17 protein-coding genes are annotated in these 26,439 nt (G+C 73.2%); 6 read left to right on the forward strand and 11 right to left on the reverse strand.

The window, feature by feature from the left end; genetic code table 11:
* Positions 1-7: 7 nt before the first annotated feature.
* Positions 8-1,744: a TerD family protein gene (locus ACIRGB_RS01220; RefSeq protein ID WP_403857301.1), complete on the reverse strand. Its 1,737-nt coding sequence runs from the start codon at positions 1,742-1,744 to the stop codon at positions 8-10.
* 138 nt (positions 1,745-1,882) lie between these two features.
* A complete protein-coding gene (locus ACIRGB_RS01225) occupies positions 1,883-2,479 on the reverse strand; it encodes a M48 family metallopeptidase (protein WP_403857304.1) in 597 nt (198 codons plus the stop codon).
* Positions 2,480-2,782: 303 nt separating this feature from the next.
* On the opposite strand from ACIRGB_RS01225, the gene ACIRGB_RS01230 reads away from it, so the two are divergent.
* Complete coding sequence (locus ACIRGB_RS01230; RefSeq protein WP_403857307.1) at positions 2,783-3,997, forward strand: TOMM precursor leader peptide-binding protein; 1,215 nt, start codon at positions 2,783-2,785, stop codon at positions 3,995-3,997.
* On the forward strand, positions 3,990-5,405 hold the full coding sequence (locus ACIRGB_RS01235; RefSeq protein WP_403857310.1) for an ABC1 kinase family protein: 1,416 nt from the start codon (positions 3,990-3,992) through the stop codon (positions 5,403-5,405). Before ACIRGB_RS01230 ends, ACIRGB_RS01235 begins: the two co-directional genes overlap by 8 nt.
* Positions 5,406-5,512: 107 nt before the next feature.
* Here the strand turns inward: ACIRGB_RS01235 and ACIRGB_RS01240 are convergent, their stop codons facing one another.
* The 4 genes from ACIRGB_RS01240 to ACIRGB_RS01255 all read right to left on the reverse strand — a co-directional run bounded on the left by ACIRGB_RS01240 (position 5,513) and on the right by ACIRGB_RS01255 (position 9,078).
* A complete protein-coding gene (locus ACIRGB_RS01240; protein ID WP_403857313.1) occupies positions 5,513-5,836 on the reverse strand; it encodes a hypothetical protein in 324 nt (107 codons plus the stop codon).
* On the reverse strand, positions 5,833-6,201 hold the full coding sequence (locus ACIRGB_RS01245; RefSeq protein ID WP_003973786.1) for a WhiB family transcriptional regulator: 369 nt from the start codon (positions 6,199-6,201) through the stop codon (positions 5,833-5,835). Before ACIRGB_RS01245 ends, ACIRGB_RS01240 begins: the two co-directional genes overlap by 4 nt.
* 175 nt (positions 6,202-6,376) lie before the next feature.
* The gene (locus tag ACIRGB_RS01250) at positions 6,377-6,706 is read right to left on the reverse strand and encodes a hypothetical protein (protein WP_403857316.1); all 330 of its coding nucleotides are present in this window, start codon (positions 6,704-6,706) and stop codon (positions 6,377-6,379) included.
* A gap of 164 nt (positions 6,707-6,870) precedes the next feature.
* On the reverse strand, positions 6,871-9,078 hold the full coding sequence (locus ACIRGB_RS01255; protein ID WP_403857319.1) for an ATP-dependent DNA helicase UvrD2: 2,208 nt from the start codon (positions 9,076-9,078) through the stop codon (positions 6,871-6,873).
* A gap of 209 nt (positions 9,079-9,287) precedes the next feature.
* Here ACIRGB_RS01255 and ACIRGB_RS01260 point away from each other — a divergent pair, with 209 nt between their 5' ends.
* Entirely contained in the window at positions 9,288-9,530 is a 243-nt protein-coding gene (locus ACIRGB_RS01260; RefSeq protein ID WP_030400692.1) for a mycoredoxin, read from the forward strand.
* 90 nt (positions 9,531-9,620) lie between these two features.
* On the opposite strand, the gene nudC is transcribed toward ACIRGB_RS01260, so the two are convergent.
* The 5 genes from nudC to ACIRGB_RS01285 all read right to left on the reverse strand — a co-directional run bounded on the left by nudC (position 9,621) and on the right by ACIRGB_RS01285 (position 20,097).
* Positions 9,621-10,565 (reverse strand): NAD(+) diphosphatase, encoded by a 945-nt coding sequence (nudC, locus tag ACIRGB_RS01265; protein ID WP_403857322.1) that lies wholly within the window; start codon positions 10,563-10,565, stop codon positions 9,621-9,623.
* 158 nt (positions 10,566-10,723) lie between these two features.
* On the reverse strand, positions 10,724-12,136 hold the full coding sequence (locus ACIRGB_RS01270) for a dipeptidase (protein WP_403857325.1): 1,413 nt from the start codon (positions 12,134-12,136) through the stop codon (positions 10,724-10,726).
* 10 nt (positions 12,137-12,146) lie between these two features.
* Positions 12,147-15,620: a UvrD-helicase domain-containing protein gene (locus ACIRGB_RS01275; protein WP_403857328.1), complete on the reverse strand. Its 3,474-nt coding sequence runs from the start codon at positions 15,618-15,620 to the stop codon at positions 12,147-12,149.
* 236 nt (positions 15,621-15,856) lie between these two features.
* Positions 15,857-19,423: an ATP-dependent helicase gene (locus ACIRGB_RS01280; protein ID WP_403857331.1), complete on the reverse strand. Its 3,567-nt coding sequence runs from the start codon at positions 19,421-19,423 to the stop codon at positions 15,857-15,859.
* Positions 19,424-19,689: 266 nt separating this feature from the next.
* Entirely contained in the window at positions 19,690-20,097 is a 408-nt protein-coding gene (locus tag ACIRGB_RS01285) for an MGMT family protein (RefSeq protein ID WP_403857334.1), read from the reverse strand.
* Between the two features lie 185 nt (positions 20,098-20,282).
* Between ACIRGB_RS01285 and ACIRGB_RS01290 the strand changes: the two genes are divergently transcribed.
* The 3 genes from ACIRGB_RS01290 to ACIRGB_RS01300 all read left to right on the forward strand — a co-directional run bounded on the left by ACIRGB_RS01290 (position 20,283) and on the right by ACIRGB_RS01300 (position 26,375).
* Entirely contained in the window at positions 20,283-23,060 is a 2,778-nt protein-coding gene (locus ACIRGB_RS01290; protein ID WP_403857337.1) for a YbhN family protein, read from the forward strand.
* An 81-nt stretch (positions 23,061-23,141) separates the two neighbouring features.
* Complete coding sequence (locus ACIRGB_RS01295; RefSeq protein ID WP_403857340.1) at positions 23,142-24,692, forward strand: alpha/beta hydrolase; 1,551 nt, start codon at positions 23,142-23,144, stop codon at positions 24,690-24,692.
* Positions 24,693-24,833: 141 nt separating this feature from the next.
* On the forward strand, positions 24,834-26,375 hold the full coding sequence (locus tag ACIRGB_RS01300) for an alpha/beta hydrolase (RefSeq protein WP_403857343.1): 1,542 nt from the start codon (positions 24,834-24,836) through the stop codon (positions 26,373-26,375).
* Positions 26,376-26,439: the final 64 nt, after the last annotated feature.

Below are 26,439 nucleotides of genomic sequence, written 5' to 3' on the forward strand. Positions count from 1 at the left end.
CTCTCCCTCAGATCTCGTACGGCTGGACGACGACGAAGCTGCCGGGCGCGGCCCGGAACTGCAGGTTGACGCTCTCGCCGGTGTCGCCCGCGTAGGAGTTGCGGCGCATGCGCACCTGGCTGGAGACGACCACCTGGGCGGCGGCGGACCAGGCGACCACGGCGTTGCAGTCGGCGAAGGTCGTGGGCGTGACCGGCAGCACCACGGGCACGCCGCGCGTCTTGACGACGATCGTGCCGGTGCCCTGGAACTGCATCGTGAACAGCGCGCCGCCCGGGATGCCGTGCCCCTCGATGCGGCGGACCTCGTACTGGAGGCTCTCGTCGAAGGCCAGGACGTTCTCCGCGGAGACGCAGACAGCGTCGCCCTGGAGCTCGATGGGGTGGAGCATCGCGGAGTTGTCCGCGAGGAAGACCTGTCCCTTGCCGGTGCAGCGCATCAGCTGCATCTCCTGACCGGTCGCGTTGCCCACGACCCGGCCGGCGAATCCGGCGCCCTTGTAGCTGAAGTCGACCTTGCCCTGGTAGAGCACCATGCTGCCCTGCCGGGCGAGCACGGGTTGACCCTCCGCTCCGAGGTCGACGCGGACCAGTTTCTTGTTCTGCTGCGTCCAGCGCTGCCCGGGCGCGGTCTCCCGGAACTGCTGGAGCGCCGCGGTCACACCGGCGCCCTGCGGAGCTCCCTGGGGCATGCCCTGGGGAGGCTGCTGGCCGTAGCCGGGCGGGGGCGTCGGCTGCCCGTAGCCAGGAGGCGCGGTCGGCTGCCCGTATCCCGGAGGCGCGGTCGGCTGTCCGTAGCCCGGCGGCGGGGCCGGGGCCTGGGGGGCCTGCGGCTGGCCGTAGCCGGGGGGCGGCGGCGCGCTCTGGCCGGGTACCTGACCGTACGGCGGCTGCTGACCCGGCTGGCCCGGCTGGCCGTACGGCGCGGGCGCCGGGGCGGGGGGCGGCACCGGGGCACTGCCGGGCGGCGTGTTCATGGGCGCGACGATGGTCTGCGCGGCGTGCACGTCCGGCCCGGGCGCGGGGGGCGGTGGCGGCGTGGCGGCGGGCGGCGGAGCGAAGCCCTGCGGGGCGGGCTGCGGCGCGAGAGCCGGGGCCGGTGCGGACCCGGCGGGCGCCCCGAAGGCGGGCGGCGCCGAGGCCTGGGCGGGCGGGGCGAAGCCCGGGGCGGCACCGGCCTGCGGCTGCTGCGCCTGCTGCGGGGCGGGGGCCTCGTCCTCGGCCACCTCGCCGCCGAAGTTCCTCAGCAGCGCGTCGAGACCGCCGTCGAAGCCCTGTCCGACGGCGGCGAACCGCCACACGTCCTTCAGATAGAAGTCGCCCAGCATCACGGCGCGCTCGGTGGAGAACTCGGAGCCGCTGAACGGGTACCGGGCCACCTCCTCGCCGCCCGCGACGATCCGGATGTACCCGGGGCCCACCTGCGACATCTGTCCCGCGCCGTCGATCGTCGCGGTGAAGGACAGCTTCTGGATCCGTGGCGGAATCCTGTCCAGGGTGACCCGGAAGGACTCCGTGTCGCCCGCCTGCGCACCCAGGAGCTGGATGGACTCCTCCGGGGTCTTCGGTTGGTTGAAGAACACGAAGTACCGGTCGTCCGACAACCGCTCGTCGGCGTCGAGACCGAAGCAGCTGATGTCGAAGCTCAGCCCGGGGCCGGAGATCTGCACGCCTACGTACAGATCCGTGCCCGCGGTGAGGTCACTGATCCTGGCCTTGTGGCCGCGTTGGAATTCCCTGGCCATGCGTTACGACCGTCCCCCATCCGAATGCGAGTGCGTCGCGACAGGCTAACGGCAAACACCGACACCGGAGGAAGTCGGTACAGACCCGGTACGAAACCCGTGCGGGGCCGTGGCGGGCACCCGCCCGGGCCGCGCGCGCTACTCGCCGCGGGCGCCGGGTACGTGCGGCAGCCGGTCCGCCGCGACCACACCCTCCAGGTAGCCCCTGGCGCGCTCGGTGCGCGGGTAGGCCTCGAGGAGGCGCCAGAACCGGGGTCCGTGGCCGGGGACCAGCAGGTGCGCCAGTTCGTGCAGGAGGACGTAGTCGACGACGTACTCGGGCATGCCCTGGAGGCGGTGCGACAGCCGGATGCTTCCCTCGGACGGGGTGCACGAGCCCCAGCGGGTGTTCTGGTTGGTGACCCAGCGGACCGAGGTGGGCCGGGCCCGGCCTGCGAAGTACTGCCCCGACAGGCGCTCCGCGCGCGCGGCCAGCTCGGCGTCGCCGAGGACGCGCTTGCTCTCCTGGGCGGCCAGCTTGTCCAGCATGACGCTCACCCAGCGTTGCTCCTCGGCCTCGGACATCCGGGCGGGGATCAGCACGACGGTGCGGTCGCCCTCGCGGTAGGCGGACACCGTCCGGCGTCGCCGGGCGCTCCTGCGCACCTCGATCGCGCTCGTCCCCGGGCCGTTCGGCGGCGGACTCATCGGTGTGCGCGGGGGTGCCCCGGCGCGGTGCAGTGGGTCGGCGGACACGCCACGACGTTACCCGCTGCACACGGGGAAGTCCCGGCTCCGGGACGCATCGGTGGCGCATCGGTGGCGCATCGGTGGCGATCCACCACTCGTCCTGGGAGGCGTGCGACTGATTCGTACGACGAATACCCACTGCCTGTGGACAACTTTCGACGCCTCCGAGCGCATCCGGGCATGCTGGCACTCGCGGACGGATCCGCGACCGGATCCCGCCGACGCAGGAAGACGCGGGAAGACACGGCAAGACACCGCAGGACACGGCACGACACGGCACGACACCGCAGGACAGACGGGGGACCTGACATGCATCCGATGGTGAAGCCCGCCCTCAGGCGCGGCTGGCGCGATCTGAACACCGTGCAGTTCGGGATGACACCGGCGCACGCGCTGACGCTGGCACCGGTGGACACGGCGACGGGCAGCTTCCTCGAACTGCTCAACGGCACCCGTGGGCCCGCGCTCCTGCGGGAGGCGGGACAGCGTATGGACCTGCCGGACGGGCATGTCGACCGGGTCGTGGAGCGACTGGCGCGGGCCGGTCTCCTCGACGACTCCCGGGGCGGCGGGCCGGCCGCCGACGCCCTGCGGGAGAAGAAGGAGGTCCTCGACCGGCTCCGCCCCGACCTGGCCTCACTGTCCCTGACCACCTCGGAGCCGGGCGACGCGATCAGGCACCTGGCCGCCCGGCGGGCCCTGCGGGTGGGTGTGCGGGGTGCGGGACGGGTGGGCGCGGTGCTGGCGGGGCTGTTGTCGGGCGCGGGCGTCGGGGAGATCGACGTGCGTGACGGCGGACGCGTCGAGCCGTGGGACGTCGCTCCGGGCGGCCTGCCCGCCGAGTCCGTCGGCGACCGCCGGGACGAGACGGCCCGCCGCGTGGTCCGCCGGGCCGCCCCCGGCCGGCCGCCGCGCCGGGGCCCCACGACACCGCCCGAGGAGAGCGCCCCGGGCTTCTCCCTGGTGGTCGTCTCCCCGCGCGACGACGTCGCCGTGCACGCACCCGACCCCGCCGCCGCGGAATCCCTGATGGCCTCCGGCACGCCCCACCTGTACGCCGGTGTCGTGGAGGGGACCGGCGTCGTCGGCCCCCTCGTCCTGCCCGGCGAGACGGGATGTGCCGGATGTCTGCACGCCGAGCGCACCGACCGGGACCCGGCCTGGCCGCGGCTCGTGGCGCAGTGGCGCTCCGGCCGGCAGCGCCGGGTGCCGCCCTGCGACCTCACCCTCGCGACGACCGTCGCCGGGTTCGCGGCGGCTCACGCGCTCGCCTTCCTGGACGGCCGGACGCCGTCGAGCGCCGGTGCCCGTTGGGAGGTCGCGCTGCCCGGTCTGCGATGGCAGGTGCGGCCGGTCCGGCCGCACCCCGGGTGCCCCTGCGGAGCGGCCGGCAAAGGTAAGCAGGAACACATCGCCGAGGACGGGGTGCGGCGCGCGACAATGGCGGGGCAAGGGCCGTCGGCGGACCTACGCCAGGAGGCGGAACCGACACGGCCGGCTGGGACTTGGAGGGCGCATGTCTGATCTTCCGCGCAAGGCGGTCACCCGGACCGCCAAGCTCGCCGCGCTTCCGCTCGGCTTCGCCGGGCGGGCCACCTGGGGGCTGGGCAAGCGAATCGTGGGCGAGTCCGCGGAGATCGTCGGCCAGCAGCTTCAGCAGCGCACCGCGGACCAGCTGTTCAAGGTGCTGGGCGAGCTCAAGGGCGGGGCGATGAAGTTCGGGCAGGCCCTGTCCGTCTTCGAGTCGGCGCTGCCCGAGGAGGTCGCCGGCCCCTACCGGGCCGCACTGACCAAGCTCCAGGAGGCGGCGCCGCCGATGCCGACGCGCACCGTGCACTCCGTGCTGGCGGAGCGGCTCGGTGAGGACTGGCAGGAGCTGTTCCTGGAGTTCGAGGACAAGCCCGCCGCGGCCGCCTCGATCGGCCAGGTGCACCGGGGGGTGTGGCACGACGGCCGGGAGGTGGCGGTCAAGGTGCAGTACCCGGGCGCCGGCGAGGCCCTGCTGTCCGACCTGAACCAGCTCAGCCGCTTCGCCCGGCTGCTCGGGCCGCTGGTCCCCGGCATGGACATCAAGCCGTTGATCACGGAGCTGAAGGACCGGGTCTCGGAGGAGCTGGACTACGACCTGGAGGCACAGGCCCAGCGGACGCACGCCGAGGTCTTCGACGACGACCCGGACATCGTGGTGCCGGACGTCGTCCACCAGTGCGAGCAGGTGCTGGTCACCGAGTGGATCGACGGCATCCCGATGTCGGAGATCATCTCGAAGGGCACGCAGGAGCAGCGCGACCGGGCCGGCCAGTTGCTGGCCCACTTCCTGTTCTCCGGTCCCGCGCGCACCGGGCTCCTGCACGCCGACCCGCACCCCGGCAACTTCCGGCTGCTGCCCGGCGGGCCCGAGGGCGAGGACGACTGGCGCCTGGGCGTCCTGGACTTCGGCACGGTCGACCGCCTCCCGGACGGCCTGCCCGAGCCCATCGGCGAGGCCCTGCGCATGACGCTGGACGGCGAGGCGGAGGCCGTCTACGAGATGCTCCGCACGGAGGGCTTCGTCAAGGAGTCGATAGAGCTGGACCCCGACGCCGTTCTCGACTACCTCCTGCCGATCATCGAGCCGGCCAGGGTCGACGCGTTCACCTTCACCCGCGGCTGGATGCGGAGCCAGGCCGCCCGCATCGGTGATCCCCGCTCCCCCGCGTACCAGCTGGCCAAGCAGCTCAACCTGCCGCCGGCGTATCTGCTGATCCACCGCGTGACCCTGAGCACCATCGGTGTGCTGTGCCAGCTGGGGGCCACCGTCCGGCTGCGCGACGAGCTGGAGGACTGGCTGGCCGGGTTCCTCGCCGCGGACGAGGCCGAAGAGGCGGACGAGGACGTCGCCGAGGAGGGCGAGGACGGGTACGAGCTGGAGGAGAAGGCCGCGGAGGCCTGATCCACCGGGGCCGAACACGCCGCGGGGGCCGGTCCGTTCGCACGGACCGGCCCCCGGGGGGCGGAGCTTCGTCTCCCACCGGGAGACCACCGCTTCAGGTGGGTCGGTTACTGCATGACTGCCATGGCCAGCGCACGCCGGGCGCGCATCGAGGCGCGCTCCGCCCGGCGCTGCATCCGGCGAGCGGTCGCCAGGCGCAGCGCCCGGCGTTCCTGCTCGGCCTCGTGCAGGCGGTCGTGCATATGCGCACGTGCCAGGGCTTCTGGGATGAGTTGCATTTCACGGGTCCTGTTCTGACGCGAGTCCTTCGCGCCACTGCTGGTGAAGTCTTCAGGCGCGGTGCCTGCGATGTCGTGGGTGGACGGCTTCATCGGGGCCTGCTTCTGGGGGTCGTACGTGAGGGGGCGGTCGATCGTTCCTGTGATGTTCATGCCGAAACCGGGTTCTTGCGCGGGCGGCCACGGGGCCGCTTCCGGGCGACGACGACACCCTGGACGAACAGCTCTCCACCCCAGACGCCCCAGGGCTCACGCCGCTCCTTGGCGCCGGCGAGGCAAGCCTCGATCAGCGGGCAGGTGCGGCAGAGGGACTTGGCGTACTCCACGTCCGCCGGCGACTCGGCGAAGAAGACCTCCGGGTCGTAGGAGCGGCAGGGGACGGGTACGCCGAGGTTCTCGATGGCGTCGTCGAGCGCGGTGAGCGCGGTGAGCGGGGTCAAGGTGGAGTCCTCCGTGGAACAGGGCTTGGGGATCGTGTCGGAAGGCGGTACGGACGGGGCGTGCGCTTCGAGTTGCACGGGTGGTCTTCCTCGTCTGTTCGTTCCGGCCGGTTGACCGGGTGGCGGCTTGGTACCGGGTTCTTTTCTTGTCCCGAGGCTCCTTCGTGCTGTCGCCCCCGTTCGGGGACAAACAGAAGGGCCGCGGATCCCGGGTGGGGTTCCGCGGCCCTGAAGGCGCCGGCCTGATCGGCGATCAGGCTGGATCACTCCAGGGTTCTGGCCCACGGAAGGCCCACATCAGGTGGTGCTGCGTCGTCTGCTTCCGGAATCCGGCACCGGTCGCGGTAAAGGCATAGGCCTGCGCCTGTGCCGTTACTGCTGCTTCCAGTGCCTTGGTCGGTCGCTCATTGCGCTCACGGACGGGAAGGCCCGCGGGGGCAGCGGCGGCGGCCGGACGCACGGCACGAATGCCGGACAGACCGGTGCCCGAGTGAGAAGCGCCGAGCATGCACAGGGAGACGGCCGAGCGATCGGTCATTTTGGCGGTGGAGCTGACGACGAAGCTGCTGTTGATGCTGATCACTGGGCTCGCCTCCTCTCGGCGTCTCGGGGGACTGGGACGAACCAGTCCGCGGATATGCAAGTACAACACGGATTCAGGGCCTCCGGGAAGGCCGCTGTTCCCGTGACCAAGAACCTATGGGGATTCCCCGGGCATGCGCAAACTATTTTTTCGACGAGTTCGTATCAGTCGTCCTCGTCCAGTCCCACACCTTCCTGGCCTGCGCAGATGGCCAGGACGTCGGCCCCGTAGCGGTTGAGCTTGCGGGCCCCGACCCCCGGGATCCGGGCCAGCTCCCGCTCGTCCTCCGGGACGGACTCGGCGATCGCCATCAGCGTCTTGTCGGTGAAGACGCAGAACGCGGGCTGTCCGCTGCGTCCCGCCTGCAGCGCCCGCCACTCGCGCAGCCGCTCGTAGACCCCCTCGTCCATGTCGGACGGGCAGCCCTCGCAGCGCATCAGCTTCATCTCACCGGCGTCGGTGAGCGTGCGTCCGCAGACCCGGCAGCGGGCCGGGGTCCGCTGGGTCCGTCTCGGCGCCGCGACTCCGGCACCGCCACCGCCGCCCCGGAACCCGCGCTCCACGCCTCCGGCGACTCCGGCGGCTGCTCGCCCGCCCGCCGCGCCCGAACCGGGTCGCAGCCCTTTCAGGAAGCGGCTGGGCCGGCGGCTCGGCCGGCCGCCTGGCGACCGGGCCAGCGCCCAGGACAGGTGCAGGCGTTCACGCGCTCGGGTGACACCGACGTAGAGGAGGCGGCGTTCCTCCTCGATCTGCTCGTCGGTCTTTGCGTAGGTGATCGGCATCATGCCCTCGGCGACGCCGACCAGGAACACGACGTCCCACTCCAGGCCCTTGGCGGAATGCAGGGAGGCGAGGGTGACGCCCTGCACCGTCGGGGCGTGCTGGGCGCCGGCCCGCTCGTCGAGTTCCACGACCAGGTCACTCAGGGTGGCTCCCGCTCTGGCGGCGGCGAAGTCCTGGGCCAGGCCGACCAGGGCGGCCAGCGACTCCCAGCGCTCCCGCACGGCGCCCGACCCGGCCGGGGGCTCGGTCGTCCAGCCCTCGCCGGACAGCACCGCGCGGACCTGCGAGGGCAGGTCGACGACGTCGTCGAGGAGCGAGTCGTTGCCGCCGAAGCGCGCCGCGGCCCGCAGGGCACTGCCTGCCTTGCGCACCTCCGGCCGGTCGAAGAACCGCTCGGCGCCCCGCAGCTGGTAGGGCACCCCGGCGTCCGCGAGCGCCTGCTCGTAGGTCTCGGACTGGGAGTTGGTGCGGAACAGGACGGCGATCTCGGCGGCCGGAACCCCCGAGTCGATGAGCTCGCGGATGCGGCGGGCCGCTCCTTCGGCCTCGGCCGGCTCGTCGGCGTACTCGGTGTAGACGGGCTCGGGGCCCGCGGGGCGCTGGGAGACCAGCTCCAGGCGGTGGTCGGCGGCCCGCCCCCGGGCCTGGGCGAGCAGGCCGTTGGCGAGGTGGACGACCTGCGGGGTGGACCGGTAGTCGCGGACCAGCTTGACGACGGTGGCGCCGGGGTGGCGGCCGCGGAAGTCGAGCAGATGGTCGGGGGTTGCTCCCGTGAACGAATAGATCGTCTGGCTGGCGTCGCCGACCACGCACAGGTCGTCGCGGTCCCCGAGCCACAGCTCCAGCAGCCGCTGCTGGAGGGGGCTGACGTCCTGGTACTCGTCGACCACGAAGTGCTGGTACTGGGCGCGGACCTGCTCGGCGACGTCGTGCCGGTCCTGGAGGACGGCCACCGTCAGCAGCAGCACGTCCTCGAAGTCGATGACGGAGCGCGCGCGCTTGACGTCTTCGTAGGCGGCGTACAGCTGCGCGATCTCCGCCGGGTCGCGGGGCGCCTCACGGCCGGCCTTGGCCGCCGCGGGGGCGTAGTCGGCGGGGACGGTCTGGGTCACCTTGGACCACTCGATCTCCGCGGTGACGTCGCGCAGCTCACCCCGGTCGAGGCGGATGCGGCAGGCGGCGGCCGCGTCGGCGACGAGCTGGATCTTGCGGTCGACGAGCCTCGGCAGGGAGCCGCCGATCGCTTTCGGCCAGAAGTACTGGAGCTGCCGCAGCGCCGCCGAGTGGAAGGTGCGGGCCTGTACACCGGCGGCGCCGAGCTGGCGCAGCCGGCCGCGCATCTCACCGGCGGCACGGTTGGTGAAGGTGACGGCGAGCACGCTGGAGGGCTGGAGGATCCCGGCCCGCACCCCGTAGGCGATGCGGTGGGTGATCGCCCGGGTCTTGCCCGTACCGGCTCCCGCCAGCACACACACCGGGCCGCGCAGGGCGGTCGCCACCTCGCGCTGCTCGGGGTCGAGCCCTTCGAGCACCGCGTCGGCCGTGTCCGGTACCTGCGGGAAGAGAGGGGAGTGCGTTGCTGCTGTCACACCGCCATGCTGCCAGGTCTCGCGAGACGGGTGAGTCGGTCGTCCACAGGCACGCACCGATAGTCGTACCGATGCGACAGGCATCACCCGACAGCCGTCACGGGACGGGAATGCGCGACGGGAATGGTCGCGCCGCCGCGGACGTTCCCCTCCTGCGACCTCATCCCCGAGCCGCCGCTTTTCCGAGTCGCCGAAGGAGCACGAGAGACATGCCGGGCACTGTGACGATGTACAGCACCACGTGGTGCGGCTACTGCCGTCGGCTGAAGAGCCAGATGGACCGCGAGGGCATCGCGTACACCGAGGTCAACATCGAGCAGGACCCGGAGTCCGCCGCGTTCGTGGAGAAGGCGAACGGCGGAAACCAGACGGTGCCGACCGTGCTCTTCCCCGACGGCTCGACGCTGACGAACCCGTCGCTGGCGCAGGTGAAGCAGAAGATCGGCGCGTAGCCGGCCGGCCGACGCAGTCAGTCGCAGAAGTCTCAGAGGGGCGGCCCTCTCCCGCTGCGGGAGGGGGCCGCCCCTCTTGTGGCGTCGGGCTCAGAAGGCGCCGCGCGTCGGCAGGGGCCTGCCGTACCAGAGCTCGATGAGGCGGGCCGCGATCGAGATGCCGTAGGGCGGCAGCACCTCGCCGGACTCGAAGGCGGCGCCCAGTTCCTCGCGGGAGAACCAGCGGGCCTCGTGGATCTCGTCGCCGTCGACGTTGATCTCGGTCGAGGTGGCGTGGGCCATGAAGCCGAGCATCAGGCTGGACGGGAAGGGCCACGGCTGGCTCGCGACGTACTCGACCGGGCCGACCGTGACGCCGACCTCCTCCTGGACCTCACGGCGCACCGACTGCTCGATGGACTCCCCGGGCTCCACGAAACCTGCGAGGGTCGAGAAGCGGCCCTCGGGCCAGTGCATCTGGCGGCCGAGCAGGATGCGGTCCTCGCCGTCCGTGACCGCCATGATCACAGCCGGGTCGGTGCGCGGGTAGTGCTCGGCGCCGCAGGCGGGGCACCGGCGGATGTGTCCCGCCGCGGCGATGACGGTGCGCTCGCCGCAGCGGGAGCAGAACCGGTGCAGGCGCTGCCAGTTCTCCAGGGCGACCGCGTGGGCCATCAGTCCGGCGTCCCGGGGCGACAGGAGCAGGCCGGCCTCGCGCAGGCCCGCGGGGCGGGCGGACTGGTCCATGCGGCCGGGCAGGGAGTCCTTCTGGAGGGCGAAGTAGCTGGTCCCCTCCTCGTCGGTGCCCAGGAAGTAGCGGTGCGCCTCGGTGAGCGGGGCCTCGAAGGAGGGGGTCATGACGAGTTCGGTCGCCCCGTCGGGCGTCTCGTCGATCAGTACCTGGCCGCCGGAGACCACGAAGCAGCGCGTCGAGGGGTGGCTCCAGGCCGCCGCGAGCCAGGCCTCGTCGAGGCGGTGGTGGGCGGCGCGGTCGATGCCGCTGGGAGCGGTGAGCGAGATGGGACGGTCGGCGGTGTGGTCGGTCCAGGTGGTCACGGGTGCTTCCAACTCCCCCGGTGAGCGGTTCGGTTCGGCAGGCGGATTCAGCGGTTCGTACGGCGGGCGGTGACCGGGTCCGGCAGGGCTCGGCGGTGCGGGGCGGCCTTTCCAGTGTGCCGCGCGCGACGCCGGTCGGGTCCCGGACCGTGCGGCGCTCAGGGCACGGGGCGCCAGTGCTCCGCCAGGTCGCCCCAGAGGTGGGCGGAGGTTTCGACGCCCTTGAGGAGCAGGTCCAGTTCCACCTTCTCGTCGGGGGCGTGCCAGCCGTCGGACGGGACGGAGATGCCGAGGAAGAGCACCGGCGCTCCGAGGACCTCCTGGAGGTCGGCGGCCGGTCCTGAGCCGCCCTCGCGCGTGAAGCGGACCGGTTTCCCGAAGGCACGGCCCATCGCGCGGACCACGGACCGCAGCGCCGGATGGTCCAGCGGCGTCAGGCACGGGCGGGTGGCGGAGCCGAAGGTGATCTCGCAGCGGATGCCCGCCGGAACCTGGTCGGCGGCCCAGGCGCGGACGGCCTTCTCCACGTGGTCGGGCTCCTGCCCCGCGACGAGGCGGAAGGAGAGCTTCACCATGGCGGACGACGGGATGATCGTCTTGCTGCCCGGGCCCTGGTAGCCGCCGCCGATGCCGTTGACCTCGGCGGTGGGGCGGGCCCAGATGCGCTCCAGGGTGGTGTGTCCGGCTTCGCCGTGGGCGGCGTACGACTTGGCCGTGCGCAGCCACCGCCGCTCGTCGAAGGGCAGCTCGGCGAAGAGTTCACGCTCGCGGTCGGTGAGGTCGACCACTCCGTCGTAGAAGCCGGGGATCGCCACGCGCGCGTGCTCGTCGTGCAGGGCGGCCACCAGACGGGCGACGGCGGTGGCCGGATTGGGCACCGCGCCGCCGAAGGAGCCCGAGTGGATGTCCTGGTCGGGTCCGTGCAGGTGGATCTCGCACTCGGCGAGGCCCCGCATGCCGGTGCAGACGGTCGGGGTGTCCTCGGACCACATGCCGGTGTCGGAGACGACCACCGCGTCGGCGGTGAGCCGCTCGGCGCGCTCCTCGACGAGGGCGCGGAAGTGCGGGGAGCCGGATTCCTCCTCGCCCTCGATCAGCAGCTTGAGGTTGACCGCGGGGGCGGTGCGGCCGGTGGCGGCGAGATGGGCGCGCACACCGAGTGTGTGGAAGAACACCTGCCCCTTGTCGTCGGCCGCCCCGCGCGCGTAGAGGCGGTTCTCGCGGACGACGGGGTCGAAGGGGTCGCTGTTCCAGCCGTCCTCGCGGGCGGCGGGCTGTACGTCGTGGTGGCCGTAGACGAGGACCGTCGGCGCCTGCGGGTCCCCTGAGGGCCACTCGGCGAAGACCGCGGGGGCGCCGGGGGTGGGCCAGACCTCGGCGGTCGGGAAGCCGGTCTCCTGCAGTTTGGCGGCGAGCCAGTCGGCGCTGCGGCGCACATCGGTCGCGTGGTCGGGCTGGGCCGACACGGACGGGATGCGCAGCCACTCGACGAGGTCGTCGAGGAAGGCGGCGCGGTGCTGTTCGATGTACGTGCGGACAGCGCTGACAGCATTGTCAACGGGGTGGCTCATGCCGACGAGCCTATCGGCCCGCGCGGACACCCCGATCGTGCGGTTCGTCACCGACCGGCTCGGCCAGCAGCAGCTTCTCCAGCTCCGCCCGGTCCGGCAGCCCCCGGGGCCGTACGACCTCGCCGGTGCGCACGTACAGGAAGGCGGCCGTCACCGCGGCGGGCGGCACGTGCTGCTGCTCGGCCCAGGCGATGCGGTAGAGCGCGAGCTGGAGCGGGTCGGCGGTGGCGGCGCGGTTCGTCTTCCAGTCGACGATCTCGTACGTCGCGGTGTCTCCGTCGCCCTCCTTGTAGACGGCGTCGATGCGGCCGCGTACGACCCGGCCGGCGAGCGAGAGCTGGAAGGGCGCCTCGACGCGGAAGGGTGTGCGGCGGGCGTACTCGGTGCGCTCGAAGGCGTCCTTCAGGAACTCCAGGTCCTGTTCGTCGGCGATCTCGGCGTCGCCGCCGGGCAGCTCTTCCGGCTCCAGCAGGGGCAGCGTCAGGGGTTCGAACCGGGCCTCGACCCAGGCGTGGAAGCGGGTGCCGCGGCGCGCGGCGGGCTGCGGCGGGCGGGGCATGGGCCGGGCCAGTTCCTGGGCGAAGCCGTCCGGGTCGGCGGCCAGACTCAGCAGCTGGGAGGCGGTCAGCGACGCCGGAAGGTGCACTTCGGTGACGCTCTCGCGGGCGCGCAGCAGCTCGCCGGTGAGCGCGTCGAGGTCGCGGTCCCAGGAGGCGACGGTACGGGCCTCCTCCGGGGTGAGGCGTACGGGTGCGGGCACGGCGCCCTGGGGCGGTTCGTGGGGCGTCGCCTGGTGCGGGACCGTGGGGCTCTCGCGCGGGGTGGTGGGGCGGTCCGCGGTCCAGGCGTCCCAGTCGGCGGGGTCCCCGGCCGGGTCGGGGTCGGGGTCCGTTTCCTCCGGGGGTGCCTCGTCCTCCGGGGGTGGCGGCCAGTCCGGGTCGTCGTAGGTGCCGGGGTCGGAGGGAAGGCCGCCTTCCCCGGCGGCGAGGCCGTCCAGGTGGGCGAGGACCGTCTCGGCGGCGGCCCGGCGCCGGGCGAGTGCCTCGTCGTCCAGGGGCAGGGGCCAGACCTCGTCGACGGCCGCACGGTGCAGGGCCGGGTTCTCCTCGTCCTCGGCCGGTTCGTCCGCCCAGGCCTCGATCTCGCCGTGCCCGGCGGCGCAGTGCTCGTACAGCGCCGTGAGGAAGTCCGAGGGGCCGCGGGGCTTCTTCTGGCTGGGCCCCCACCAGTGTCCGGAGCCGAGGAGCAGGGAGCGGGGGCGGGTGAAGGTGACGTAGCCGAGGCGGAGCTCCTCGGTGTGCTGGTGCTCCTTCATGGCCTCGTGGAAGGCCTTCAGGCCGCGGGAGTCCCAGGAGGCGACGTCGGGCAGGGTCTCGGCGTCGCCGCGCAGGCCGTGCGGCAGCACCTTGCCCTGGGCGGTCCACTTCTCGCGGCCCTGGCCGCTGGGGAAGGTGCCGGTGACCAGGCCGGGCACGGCGACGACGTCCCACTCCAGGCCCTTGGACTTGTGCGCGGTGAGCACCTTGACGGTGTTCTCGCCGCCGGGCAGCGCGTTGTCCAGGCCCTTCTCGTACTGCGCGGCGGTGCGCAGGAAACCGAGGAAGGCGAGCAGGGTGGCCTCGCCGTCGCCGGCGGCGAAGGACGCGGCGACGTCGAGGAAGTTGGACAGGGTCTCGCGGCGGCGGGCCGCCAGGGCGTGCGGGGACGCCGACAGTTCGACCTCCAGGCCGGTGACGGCGAGGACGCGGTGCAGGACGTCCATGAGCGGGTCGGACAGGGCTCGGCGCAGCTCGCGCAGCTCGGTGGCCAGCCGGGCGAACCGCACGCGCGCGTCCGCCGAGAAGGGCAGCCCGTCGTCGTCCCCGGTGCCGTCCAGCGGCGTCTCCAGGAAGGTGTCCAGGGCGTCCGCCAGCGATATCACCTCGGACGGGTCGACTCCCTCGACGGCCTCGGCGAGCCTCCGGTCGGGATCGTCGTCGCCCTCCACGCGCGCGTGGCTCACCAGCAGCCGGGCGCGGCGGCCCAGGAGGGCCAGGTCGCGCGGGCCGATGCGCCAGCGCGGCCCGGAGAGCAGGCGCACCAGGGAGGCGTTGGCGCCCGGGTCCTGGAGGACCTCGCAGACGGCGACCAGGTCGGCCACCTCGGGGAGGTGCAGGAGCCCGGAGAGGCCGACGACCTCGACGGGGACGTCGCGGGCCACCAGCGCGCCCTGGATCTCGGCGAAGTCGGTCGCCGTGCGGCACAGGACGGCGATCTCACCGGGCGCCTTGCCCGTGCGCACGAGGTGGGCGACGGAGTCGGCGATCCAGTCGATCTCCTCGGCGTGGGTGCGCAGCAGGGCGCAACGGACCGTCCCGTCGCGTTCGGCGCCCGGGGCGGGTCGCAGGGCCTCCACGCCCGCGTGCATGGCGCGCAGGGGCTCGGCGAGGCCGTTGGCGAGGTCGAGGAGGCGGCCGCCGCTGCGGCGGTTCTCGCTGAGCGCCTGGCGGGCCGCGGGCCGTCCGTCCGCGTGGGCGAAGTGTTCGGGGAAGTCGTCGAGGTTGGCGACGGAGGCGCCGCGCCAGCCGTAGATCGCCTGGCAGGGGTCGCCCACGGCGGTCACGGGATGACCGGTGCCGCCGCCGAACAGGCCCGCCAGGAGGATGCGCTGGGCCACCGAGGTGTCCTGGTACTCGTCGAGCAGCACGACCCGGTACTCGTCGCGCAGCACGCGGCCCACCTCGGGGAGCTGGGCGAGCCGTGCGGACAGGGCGATCTGGTCGCCGAAGTCGAGCAGGTCCCGCTCGCGTTTGGCGGCCCGGTAGCGGATCACCAGGTCGGCCAGTTCGCGGCGGGCGGCGGCGGCCTCGGGGACCTTGCGCAGCTCGGCGTTGCTGAGCCGGACGCCGGCCAGGGTGTCCAGGAGGCCGGCGTCCCAGGCGCGCAGGTCCTCGGGCCGTACGAGGTGCTCGGCGAGTTCGGCGTCGAGGGCGAGGAGGTCGCTGACCAGGTCGGCGAAGGACCGGGTGAGCGCCGGGTAGGGCCCGGGGGCCTCGCGCAGGACCCGCGCGGCGAGCTGGTAGCGGGTGGCGTCGGCGAGCAGGCGGGACGTCGGTTCCAGGCCGAGGCGCAGGCCGTGGTCGGTCAGGAGGCGGCCCGCGAAGGCGTGGTACGTCGAGATCGCGGGCTCGCCCGGCGGGTGGTCCGGGTCGATCACGTCCGGGTCGGTCACGCCCGCTCTGATCAGGGCCTTGCGGACGCGTTCGGCGAGTTCGCCGGCCGCCTTGTTGGTGAAGGTGAGGCCGAGGACCTGTTCCGGGGCGACCTGGCCGGTGCCGACCAGCCACACCACGCGGGCCGCCATCACCGTCGTTTTGCCCGACCCGGCTCCGGCCACGATCACCTGCGGTGCGGGCGGCGCGACGATGCAGGCCGTCTGCTCCGGGGTGAAGGGGATGCCGAGGAGCTCCTTGAGCTGCTCGGGATCGGTGAGGTGGGCGGGCACGTCAGAGAGGCTAGCGGCGTCCACTGACAGCGGGTGCCGGATCTCCTCCCGGGGCGGGAGAAGCGCAGGTCAGCCCATGTGGTGCGACGTGTCACACCGGCCGCCCGGCATCGGCGCTCCGGGCCCGGTCCCACGCTCCGGTCTCCCGGCTCCGGACCCCGGCTCCGGACCCCGGCTCTGGTCCCGCGCTCCGGACCCCGGCTCTGGTCCTACGCCCCGAACTCCACCCCCGTCGCTCACTCCACGACGTGCCGGCCCTCGGGCCGTGCGCTGCACGACGCGCGGAAGGCGCAGTGGGTGCAGTGCTGGCCCGTGGTCGGGGTGAACCGTTCGTCGAGGACCTTGCCCGCGGCCGTGGCCAGCAGGTCGCCGACCCACTCGCCCTCCGGCCCCTGCTGCGACTCCTGCGTCTGCACCTTGGGCAGGGCCTCGCCGCCGTCCCGCTGCGCCGCGCCCTGGCGCAGGTGGACGAGTTCGGCGCCGCCCGGCTCGGGGCGTACGCCGTCGAAGGCCGCGTCGACGGCGCCCTCGCGGACGGCGAGCTGGTACACGGCGAGCTGGGGGTGGCGGGCCACCTCCGAGGACGTGGGCGCCTGTTTGCCGGTCTTGAAGTCGACCACGTAGGCGCGTCCGTCGCCGTCGGCCTCCACGCGGTCCATCTGGCCCCGGATGCGCACCTCGTAGTCGCCCGCCTCCAGGGTCACGTCGAAGTCGTGCTCGCTCGCCACCGGGGTGCGCCCGGCACGGTCCATGACGTGCCACTTCAGGAAGCGTTCGAGCGCCACGCGCGCGTTGGCCTTCTCCTGGGCCGACTTCCAGGGCGCGTCGAAGGCGAGCGCGTTCCAGACGGAGTCCAGGCGCTCCATGAGGACGGCGAGATCGGCCGGGGTGTGTCCGGAGGCCACCTCGTCGGCGAGGACGTGCACCACGTTGCCGAAGCCCTGGGCGGTGGTCGCGGGCGCGTCGGCCTTCACCTCACGGCCCAGGAACCACTGGAGGGCGCAGGTGTTGGCCAACTGGTCCAGGGCGCTTCCGGAGAGGGCGACGGGCTGGTCGCGGTCGCGCAGCGGCACCTTGCTCTCGGTCGGGTCCCACATGCCCCACCAGCGGTAGGGATGGGCGGACGGCACCAGCGGGCGGCCGTCCTCGTCGGCCAGCGCGGCGAGGCGGGCCAGACGGCGCGCGGCGGCTTCCCTCAGGGGCGCGGAGACGCGGGGGTCGACGGTGGTGGCCCGCAGTTCGGCGACGAGCGCCGCGACGGCCAGGGGGCGGCGCGGACGGCCGGTGACGTCGGCGGGTTCGACGCCGAGTTCGGTCAGGAACCGGGAGGGCTGGTCCCCGTCGTCGGCCGGGGCCTTCACCGCGGTCACGACGAGTCGTTCCCGCGCGCGCGTGGCGGCCACGTAGAACAGGCGGCGCTCCTCGGCGAGCAGGGCGCCGGGGGTGAGGGGTTCGGCGAGCCCGTCGCGGCCGATCCGGTCGGCCTCCAGGAGGGAGCCGCGGCGGCGCAGGTCCGGCCACAGCCCCTCCTGGACGCCCGCGACGACGACCAGCCGCCACTCCAGGCCCTTGGAGCGGTGCGCGGTCATCAGGCGGACGGCGTCGGGGCGTACGGCACGCCGGGCGAGGGTGTCGGCCGCGATGTCCTCGGCGTCGATCTGCTCCAGGAAGTTCAGGGCGCCCCGGCCACCGGTGCGCTCCTCCGCGCGGGCGGCCGTCGCGAACAGCGCGCACACGGCGTCCAGGTCGCGGTCGGCGTTGCGTCCGGCCGCGCCGCCGCGCCGGGCGGAGCGTTCCAGGCGGGTGGGCCACGGGGTGCCGTCCCACAGGTCCCACAGTGCCTCCTCGGCGCTGCCGCCTCCCGCCAGGCGCTCGCGTGCCCTGCGCAGCAGCGCGCCGAGCCGCTGGGCACCGCGCGCGTACGCGGGGTCGTGCACGGCGAGCCGCTCCGGTTCGGCCAGCGCCCGCGCGAGCAGTTGGTCCGAGGGCGGCGGCAGTGGGTTGCCGGCGGCGCGCTGCTCGTCGCGCAGGGCACGGCCGAGGCGGCGCAGGTCCGCGGCGTCCATGCCGGCGAGGGGCGAGGTGAGCAGGGTGAGGGCGGTCTCGGTGGGCAGCCAGCACGGTTCGTCCGCGCGGTGCGCGCGGTCACCGCGCGTGGGCTTCGCGTCGGCGTCGGCGTCGGCGTCGGCGTCGGCTCCAGGCTCGGGTGCGGTCACGGGCACGGGCACGGGTGCCTCGTTCGACGTTTCCGCCTCGGGTACGGCCTGCTCGGCCGCGTCGGTCCCGGCGCCGGCTTCGGCGTCTGCCCTGCCGGCACCGCCGGCCTGTCCGTCGAGCGAGCCGTCGGGCGGACCGTCGGCCTCCCTCGCCGCCTCGTTCGCAGCCGTCCCGGGCCGCTCCCCCGCCCCCGCCTCCGCCTCCGCCACGGCTCGCAGCGCCGTCAGCAGCGGCGCCACCGCCGGCTCGTGGCGCAGGGGGAGGTCGTCGCCGTCGATGTCCAGGGGGACGCCGGCCGCGGTGAGGACTCGGCGGAGCGTGGGGATGGCGCGCGAACCGGCGCGTACCAGGACGGCCATGTCGCCCCACGGAACGCCGTCCTCCAGGTGCGCCCGGCGCAGGATGTCGGCGATGTTGTCCAGCTCGGTGCCGGGGGTCGGGTACGTGTACACCTCGACCCGCCCGCCGTCCCGTGCCGGGGTCAGCTCACGGTGGGCGCGGACCTTGTCGGCGGGAAGGCGGGTCAGCGGCATGCGCCGGGTCAGCAGCCGGGTGGCGTCCAGCAGGGCGGCCCCGGACCGGCGTGAGGTCCGCAGCACCTCGACCGGGGCCGGACGGCCGTCCGCGCGCGGGAAGGCGGCCGGGAAGTCCAGGATGCCGTTCACGTCCGCGCCCCGGAAGGCGTAGATCGACTGGTCGGGGTCGCCGAAGGCGACGAGGGTGCGGCCGCCGTCCGCCAGGGCGTGCAGCAGTCGTACCTGGGCCGGGTCGGTGTCCTGGTACTCGTCGACGTAGACCGCGTCGTACCGGGCGGTCAGCTGCGCGGCGACCTCGGGGCGGCGGGCGAGGAGCACCGCGCGGTGAACCAGTTCGGCGTAGTCGAGCACGCCCTGGAGGTCGAGCACGTCCAGGTACTCGGCGAGGAAGAGGGCGGCGGCACGCCAGTCGGGGCGGCCGATGCGCCGGGCGAAGGCTCCGAGCGCCTCCGGGCCGAGTCCCAGTTCGCGGCTGCGGGCGAGCACCGCGCGGACCTCGTCCGCGAAGCCGCGTGTCGTCAGGCAGGCCCGCAGTTCGTCGGGCCAGCGCACGTGGGCGAGCCCGAGCCGTTCCAGGTCCACCTGGCCGGCGAGCAGTTCGCGCACCGTCACGTCCTGCTCCGGGCCGGACAGCAGCCGCAGGGGTTCCACGAACAGGTCGCTGTCCTGGTGGGCGCGGACCAGGGCGTAACCGAAGGAGTGGAAGGTCGTCGCCCGGGGGGCGCGCGCGGCGCCGATGCGCAGCGCCATCCGGTCGCGCAGTTCGACGGCCGCCTTGCGGCTGAAGGTCAGCACCAGGATGCGCTCGGGGTCGCCGCCCTCGGCGATCCGGTCCGCCACCGACTCGACCAGCGTGGTGGTCTTGCCGGTGCCCGGCCCCGCCAGGACGAGCAGCGGTCCGGCCCGGTGCTCAACCACGGCGCGCTGCGCGGCGTCCAGACGAGGGGGGTCCATGCGTGCCGGCGGGGTACGCACCAGTCGGTAAGCGCCACGGCTCCCCCGTCGCGCCTGGGGGTGCGACGGGTGTCCGGTGGAGGAAGAGGAGCTCACGTGGTTCGCCGGTCCTGGTGGGTGTGCTGGTGGTCCGTCCGCGCCGCGGGCGGGGCGGTGGCCGCGGGGTGAGGGGGACGCGTGCGGCCGACGCTACGCCGACGGAAGAGCCGGAAGCAGCGCTTCCCCTTCTTCCCTCGGGTCACTTGTGGCACGAGCGCCCCCTGCCCCACGAACGTACGTCATGCCACGGACATGCCCGAAGCGCCCGGTTTACCTCGTACGGATCACATGTCACACATCGGCCCGCCGTATGGCGGAAGCTGTCAGGTGTGACCCTGTGCGCGTCCGCCGTGCTCCTGCGAGCGTCCACCGCCGTCCCACCGCGCCCGCTTCAGGTCGAGGCGCGGCAGGTGCCCCTCGGCGGCTCTGCCCGCCTCCTTCAGGGGCGTGCCCTCCTCCCGGTAGCGGTCGAGGGCCTCCAGTTCGTGTCCCGCGAGCAGGACCCCGTCCGCGCGGACGACACGCCACCAGGGGACGCCTCCTCCGTAGAGGGACATCACCCGGCCGACCTGGCGGGGTCCCCCCTCCTCCAGGTACTCGGCCACGTCCCCGTACGTCATGACGCGGCCCGGCGGGATCACCTCGGTCACGTCGAGGACCCGCTCGGCGTACTCGGGCAGCGCGTCCGCGTTCTCCGGACGGCCGCCGTCCGGAAGGCTCTGCTCGCTCATCCGCCCCATCCTGCCGTACCCCGCGGACAACGCGACGCCCTCCCGAAGGCCCGCGTCCCTCGCCCGCGAGCGTCGCTTCGGGCAGACTGTGCGGCCCGCACGGGCACCCTGATGCCTGCCGAGTCCGACGCGGCATGCCACCATCGTGCGGGCGGTGACCAGTGATACGAGAGCAAGAAGAGGCGATGAAGCAGCAGGGTGTGCACCCCGAGGGCGCCGAGGGCACCTCTGACGCTTCCTCGCGCGCGGACACCGCGGACGCGGGCGACGAGGAGACCGGCGAGCGGGCGGCCGAGGGTCCCTCGGCGACGGCCGCCGACCCCGACGACGTGGCGCACATCGACGAGGTCGAGGGCGACGAACCGCTGCTCCCCGCGCGCGTGCACCGCCCCTCCGACCTGGTGCGCCTCCTGGTGGGCGTACTCGCCGTCGCCGTACTCCTGGCCATCGCCGCCTTCGCGCACGGCACCACCTCGGGCCTCGAACAGGACATCAACAAGGGCACCGGACAGGCCCCCGATCTGCTCATCAAGATCGCGGGACTGGCTTCCAGCATCGCGATCCTGCTCGTGCCCGTCGCGTTCGCGATCGAGCGCCTGATCAAACGGGACGGGCTGCGGATCGCCGACGGCGTACTGGCGGCGGTCCTCGCGCACGGGGTGACCCTCGCCACCGACCTGTGGGTCGCCAAGGCCGCTCCCGGCTCCATCCAGGAGGCGCTCACCCAGCCGTCCCCGGGTGACGTCCACGCGCTGACCGACCCCGTGCACGGCTACCTCGCCCCGGTCATCGCGTACATGACGGCAGTCGGCATGTCCCGCAGACCCCGCTGGCGCGCGGTGCTGTGGATCGTGCTGCTCCTCGACGCCTTCTCGATGCTCGTCACCGGTTACACGACGCCGTTCTCGATCATCCTGACCGTCCTCATCGGCTGGACCGTGGCCTACGGCACCCTGTACGCCGTCGGTTCCCCCAACGTCCGGCCCACCGGCCGGACGCTGATGGCGGGCCTGCGGCACGTCGGCTTCCGGCCGGTGACCGCCGCCCGGCAGGAAGCGCCGTCCGACAGCGTCGAGACCGGTGACCGCGGGCGGCGCTATTTCGTCACGCTGGAGGACGGCCGGCCGCTCGACGTGACGGTGGTGGACCGCGAGCAGCAGGCGCAGGGCTTCTTCTACCGCGCGTGGCGCAACCTGACGCTGCGCGGCTTCGCCACCCGCAGCAGCCTGCCCTCGCTGCGCCAGGCGCTGGAGCAGGAGGCGCTGCTCGCCTACGCGGCGATCGCGGCCGGCGCCAATGCCCCCAAGCTGATCGCGACGTCCGAGCTGGGACCGGACGCCGTGATGCTGGTCTACGAGCACACCGGCGGGCGCTCCCTGGACTCGCTGGCGGACGAGGAGATCACCGACGACCTGCTGCGCGAGACCTGGGAGCAGGTGCGGGCGCTGCAGTCCCGGCGCATCGCGCACCGCAGGCTGGTGGGTGACGCGATCCTGGTGGATCGTTCCGGCACGGTGATCCTCACCGACCTGCGCAACGGCGAGATCGCCGCCGGCGACCTGCTGCTGCGCATGGACACCTCCCAGCTCCTGGTGACGCTCGGCCTGCGGGTCGGCGCCGAACGCGCGGTCGCGTCGGCGGTGGGCGTCCTCGGCCCCGACACGGTGGCGGACTGCCTGCCCATGCTCCAGCCCATCGCGCTGAGCCGCTCCACGCGCGCGACCCTGCGCAGACTGGCGCGGGAACGGGCCCAGCGCGAGCGCGAGGCGGTGCTGGAGTCGTCCCGGCAGGCCAAGCTGGCCCGCGCGGAGGCGGCCGGTCACGACACCACGAGCCACCCGCCGGAGCAGACCGACAAGTCCACCTCGGCCGACAAACCGGACAAGAAGGCGGTGCGTGCCGAGCAGCGGGCCGAGAAACGGGCCGTGGACGAGGCCATCGAGGAGGCGCGCGAGGAGGATCTGCTCACCCAGATCCGCCACGCGGTGCTGCGCATCAGGCCGCAGGCCCCCGTCGAGCCGGCCCGGCTGGAGCGGGTGCGGCCGCGCACGCTGATCAGCTTCATCGCCGGCGCGATCGGCGCCTACTTCCTGCTGACCCAGCTCACCCACATCGAGTTCGGCCCCCTGATCTCGAACGCCCAGTGGGGCTGGGTGGCGGCGGCCGTGCTGTTCTCGGCGGCGAGCTACGTCGCCGCGGCGATGGCCCTGCTGGGCTTCGTGCCCGAGCGAGTGCCGTTCCTGCGGACCGTGGCCGCGCAGGTCGCGGGATCGTTCGTGAAGATCGTCGCCCCCGCCGCGGTCGGCGGCGTCGCCCTGAACACCCGCTTCCTGCAACGCGCGGGCGTGCGCCCGGGGCTCGCGGTGGCGAGTGTCGGCGCGTCCCAGCTGTTCGGGCTCGGCTGCCACATCCTGATGCTGCTGTCCTTCGGCTATCTGACCGGCACCGAGAAGACGCCGTCGCTGTCGCCGTCCCGGACGGTCATCGCCGGCCTGCTGACCGTGGCGGTCCTGGTGCTCGTGGTGACGTCGGTGCCGTTCCTGCGCAAGTTCGTCGTCACGCGCGTGCGGTCGCTCTTCGCCGGGGTCGTGCCGCGCATGCTGGACGTGCTGCAGCGGCCGCAGAAGCTGGTCACCGGCATCGGCGGCATGCTGCTGCTCACGGCCTGTTTCGTGATGTGCCTGGACGCCTCGATCCGTGCCTTCGGCGACGACTCGACGTCGATCAGCCTGGCGAGCGTCGCGGTCGTCTTCCTCGCGGGCAACGCCCTGGGGTCCGCCGCGCCGACGCCGGGCGGTGTGGGCGCGGTGGAGGCGACGCTGACGGTCGGTCTGATCGCCGTCGGCCTTCCCAAGGAGGTCGCCGCGCCCGCGGTGCTGCTGTACCGGCTGCTCACCCTGTGGCTGCCGGTTCTGCCGGGCTGGCTGGTCTTCAACCACCTCACGCGCAAAGAGGCGCTGTAGCCGGACGCGGGAAAGGGCGCTCCGTACCCCGTACGGCCCTGGCCCCGGGCGGGCGCTCCCGCGCGACCGCACGATGGACGCATGCCGACCCCCTCCCGGCTGCGCGCCGCCGCCCTGACCGCCACCGCACTCGCGCTGTCCGTCCTGCTGGCGGGCTGCGGCGGCGGATCACAGGAGGACGACGAGGACCTGACGGGCCAGAAACTGGACTGGAAGGACTGCCCGGCACCGTCCGAGGCCGAAGGTGGTGGCGCCGCCCCCTCCCCGCTGCCGGACGGCGACGCGTGGCAGTGCGCCACGATGAAGGCCCCCCTCGACTGGGACGACCCCAAGGGCGACACGATCGGGCTCGCGCTCATTCGCGCCGAGGCCAGCGGCGCGGCGGACCGGCGGATCGGCTCGCTCGTCTTCAACTTCGGCGGTCCTGGCGGGTCGGGCGTCACCACACTGCCCGCGTTCGGCCAGGACTACGCGACCCTGCGCACCCGCTACGACCTGGTCAGCTTCGATCCGCGCGGCGTCGGCCGCAGCGACCCCGTGGAGTGCCTCGACGACCAGCAGCTCGACACCTACTTCCAGCAGGACGCCACCCCCGACGACCGGGCCGAGCGCACCGAGCTAGTGGACAACACGGAGAAGTTCAACGCGGCCTGCGAGAAGCACTCGAAGAAGATCCTGCCGCGGGTGCGCACGACCGACGCCGCCCGCGACATGGACCTGATGCGCCAGGTACTCGGCGACGAGAAGCTGCACTACTTCGGCATCTCCTACGGCACCGAACTCGGCGGCGTCTACGCCCACCTCTTCCCCGAGCACGTGGGCCGTGCCGTCTTCGACGCGGTCGTCGACCCGACGCAGACGGCGGAACAGAGCGCACTGGGCCAGGCGAAGGGATTCCAGCTGGCGCTCGACAACTTCGCCGAGGACTGTGTGTCGAAGGCCGAGGACTGCCCCGTCGGGGACACGGCCGAGGACGTCAAGGCGCGCATCGCCCGGCTGCTGAAGGGCCTCGACCGCAAACCGATCCCCGGTGTCTTCCCGCGCGACCTCACCGAGACCGCCGCGACCGGCGGCATCGCCCAGGCGCTGTACTCGAAGGACTTCTGGGAGTACCTCACCGAGGGCCTGGAGCAGGCGTACGACGGGGACGGGCGGGTCCTTATGGTGCTGTCGGACGCGCTGAACGGGCGCAACGAGGACGGTGAGTACAGCAACATCACCGCGGCGAACGTCGCCATCAACTGCGCCGACGACAAACCCCGGTACGACGCCGGGTACGTGGAGGGCAAGCTGCCCGAGTTCCGGGACGCCTCCCCGCTGTTCGGCGACTACCTCGCCTGGTCCCTGCTCAGCTGCACCGACTGGCCGGTCGCCGGCGCCGCCGACCACCCGGACGTCGGCGCCCCGGGCGCACCGCCGATCCTGGTGATCGGCAACACCGGCGACCCCGCGACTCCCTACGAGGGCGCCGGTCGGATGGTGGACGCCCTCGGCAAGGGCGTCGGCGTGGAACTGACATACAAGGGCCAGGGACACGGTGCCTACGACAGCAAGAACAAGTGCGTGCGGGACGCGGTGCACGGCTATCTGCTCGACGGCAGGGTACCGGCGGCCGAAACCGTCTGCTCCTGACCGAGGACGACACCACGAGTCGGGCGAATGGGCAGGTCAGAGCGTTATCCACAGGCGTCGGCGGGTGCTGGCCGCTCCACCTACCATGGCAGGAACGCCATCCGCCGCACGGCGCGGACGGCTTGCCAGGGGGGAGAGGACATGGCACGTCTCGTCCGGTGGACGGCTCTGACGGCCGCCGCCGCACTGCTGACGGCGGGCTGCGGCGGCGGCTCGTCCGACGAGGACAAGGACGACGGGGGCAGGAGCAGCGCGGCACCTTCGGCGGCGGCCCCGTCGGGAGTACCGAAGGCGCTGGCGTCCCAGACGCTGGACTGGGCCCGCTGCAAGGGCACCGACGAGGCCCCGGCTCCGGACGGCGACTGGCGGTGCGCCACGCTCGAGGCGCCGCTGGACTGGTCCGACCCGGACGGCGATACCATCGATCTCGCGCTGATCCGGTCCAGGGCGAGCGGCGACGACCGCATCGGCTCCCTGCTGTTCAACTTCGGCGGCCCAGGAGCGTCCGGCGTCTCGATGATGCCGTCCTACGCCGACACCGTCTCCTCCCTCCACCAGCGGTACGACCTGGTGAGCTGGGACCCGCGCGGGGTGGCCGCCAGTGAGGGCGTCCGCTGCCGCACCGACGAGGCGATCGACGCCGCCGAGTCGGTGGACTCCACGCCGGACACCCCGGCCGAGGAGCGGGCCTACCTGAAGGACGCCGCGGACTTCGGCAAGGGCTGCGCGAGGGCCGCCGGCAAGCTCATGAAACACGTCTCGACCACGGACACCGCTCGCGACATGGACCTGATGCGGCATGTGCTGGGCGACGAGAAGCTGCACTACTTCGGCATCTCCTACGGGACCGAACTCGGCGGCGTCTACGCCCACCAGTTCCCCGAGCACGTGGGACGCGTGATCCTCGACGCCGTCGTCGACCCGGACGCCGACACGATGGGCCACGCCGAGAACCAGGCCAGGGGCTTCCAGCGGGCGCTGGACGACTACCTGGAGTCGACCGGGCAGGAACCAGGGCAGGGGGCGCGGAAGATCATCGACCTGCTGGAGCGCCTGGACGCGGAACCGCTGCCGACCTCCTCGCCGGGGCGGAAGCTGACGCAGACCCTCGCGCTCACCGGGATCGTGCTGCCGCTGTACAGCGAGAGCGGCTGGCCGGCCCTGAGCAGCGCGCTGGAGGCGGCCGAGAAGGGGGACGGCTCGGAACTGCTGGCGCTCGCCGACGGCTACAACGAGCGTGACCCCTCGGGGCGCTACGGCACGACGACCCACTCGCAACGGGTCATATCGTGCCTGGACGACAAGCAGCGGCCGACCGCGGAGGAGACGAAGAAGCTGCTGCCGAGGTTCGAGAAGGTGTCGCCCGTCTTCGGCGCCTTCCTCGGCTGGGACACCGCCGGATGGTGCCACGACTGGCCGGTGGCCGGTCAGCACGAGACACCGGAGGTGAGCGCACCCGGCGCGGCCCCGATCCTGGTCGTCGGCAACACGGGCGACCCGGCCACGCCCTACGAGGGCGCCCGCAGGATGGCGGACGAGCTGGGCAAGGACGTCGGCGTGGTGCTGACCTGGAAGGGCGAGGGACACGGCGCGTACGGGAGCGGGAGCGACTGCGTCGACTCCGCGGTGGACGCCTACCTGCTGAAGGGGACGGTACCGAAGGACGGCAAGGTCTGCTCATGACGGCGGCGGGGGCTTCGGGCACCCACGGTGCGCGAAACCCCCGCCGTCCGGGAAGCGGGTCCGG

Source organism: Streptomyces sp. NPDC102490 (assembly GCF_044765285.1).
Lineage (GTDB): Bacteria > Actinomycetota > Actinomycetes > Streptomycetales > Streptomycetaceae > Streptomyces.